The 1817-nt window shown below is 53.3% G+C and carries 2 other annotated features.

Going from position 1 to position 1817, the window contains the following annotated elements:
- Positions 1-17: 17 nt before the first annotated feature.
- Positions 18-752, forward strand: a sequence feature (23S ribosomal RNA rRNA prediction is too short).
- A 1-nt stretch (position 753) separates the two neighbouring features.
- Positions 754-1623 (forward strand) — a sequence feature (23S ribosomal RNA rRNA prediction is too short).
- Positions 1624-1817: the final 194 nt, after the last annotated feature.

Here is a 1817-nt window from a genome sequence, read left to right on the forward strand (position 1 = left end):
GAAGTGAGAATGCCGGTATGAGTATGCGAAAAGGTGAGTGAGAATCTCACCCGCCGAAAACCTAAGGATTCCTGGGGAAGGCTCGTCCGCCCAGGGTAAGTCGGGACCTAAGCCGAGGCGAAAAGCGTAGGCGATGGACAACTGGTTGAGATTCCAGTACCACTCAGGAGCGTTTGAGCGATGGGGTGACACAGAAGGATAGGTTAAGCGTGCCGTTGGTCGAGCACGCCCAAGCCCATAGGAAGTGAGATAGGCAAATCCGTCTCGCGGGTTTCTGAAGGGTGATGGGGAGCGAAATGAGTAGCGAAGTAACTGACTCCAAGCTGTCAAGAAAAGCCTCTAGTGAGCAAGTGAGTGCCCGTACCGCAAACCGACACAGGTAGGTAAGGAGAGAATCCTAAGGCGCGCGAGAAAACCCTCGTTAAGGAACTCGGCAAAATGACCCCGTAACTTCGGGAGAAGGGGTGCTCTATGCAAGTAGAGCCGCAGAGAAGAGGTCCAGGCGACTGTTTATCAAAAACACAGGTTCCTGCCAATCTGAAAAGAGAAGTATAGGAGCTGACGCCTGCCCGGTGCTGGAAGGTTAAGAGGAGAGGTTAGCCGTAAGGCGAAGCTTTGAATTGAAGCCCCAGTAAACGGCGGCCGTAACTATAACGGTCCTAAGGTAGCGAAATTCCTTGTCAGGTAAGTTCTGACCCGCACGAAAGGCGTAACGATCTGGACACTGTCTCAACGAGGGACTCGGCGAAATTGTAATACCCGTGAAGATGCGGGTTACCTGCGACAGGACAGAAAGACCCCATGGAGCTTTACTGTAGCTTGACATTGGACTTTGGTATAAAATGTACAGGATAGGTGGGAGACTGAGAAGCTAGGGCGCCAGCCTTGGTGGAGTCAATGGTGGGATACCACTCTTTTTGTACTGAAGTTCTAACTTAGGCCCCTGAATCGGGGTTGAGGACCGTGTCAGGTGGGCAGTTTGACTGGGGCGGTCGCCTCCTAAAGAGTAACGGAGGCGCCCAAAGGTTCCCTCAGCGCGGATGGAAATCGCGCGAAGAGTGTAAAGGCAAAAGGGAGCTTGACTGCGAGACCAACAAGTCGAGCAGGGACGAAAGTCGGGCTTAGTGATCCGGTGGTACCGAGTGGAAGGGCCATCGCTCAACGGATAAAAGCTACCCTGGGGATAACAGGCTTATCTCCCCCAAGAGTCCATATCGACGGGGAGGTTTGGCACCTCGATGTCGGCTCATCGCATCCTGGGGCTGTAGTAGGTCCCAAGGGTTGGGCTGTTCGCCCATTAAAGCGGTACGTGAGCTGGGTTCAGAACGTCGTGAGACAGTTCGGTCCCTATCCGTCGCAGGCGCAGGAAATTTGAGAGGAACTGACCCTAGTACGAGAGGACCGGGTTGGACGGATCACTGGTGTACCAGTTGTCTCGCCAGAGGCAGTGCTGGGTAGCTATATCCGGAGCGGATAAGCGCTGAAAGCATCTAAGCGCGAAACCGGCCTCAAGATGAGATTTCCCACAGAGTAATCTGGTAAGACCCCTGAAAGATGATCAGGTAGATAGGCCCGGAGTGGAAGTGCCGTGAGGTATGGAGCTGATGGGTACTAATCGGTCGAGGGCTTGACCTAACGAAGCGCAACGAAAAAGGACCTCACTGAAGGGCTCAAATCTGCAGTGAGGACGATGAAAGACTAAATTACAGTGAAAGAGGATCTGTGCAGTTTTGAGGGAACAGAGTTCCGAGAGGAACACTAAAACTTCAAAGGATCTGGTGACTATACCGGAGGGGTCCCACCCGTTCCCATCCCGA

The organism is Desulfitobacterium sp. LBE, assembly GCF_007830365.1.
Taxonomy (GTDB): Bacteria; Bacillota; Desulfitobacteriia; order Desulfitobacteriales; family Desulfitobacteriaceae; genus Desulfitobacterium; species Desulfitobacterium hafniense.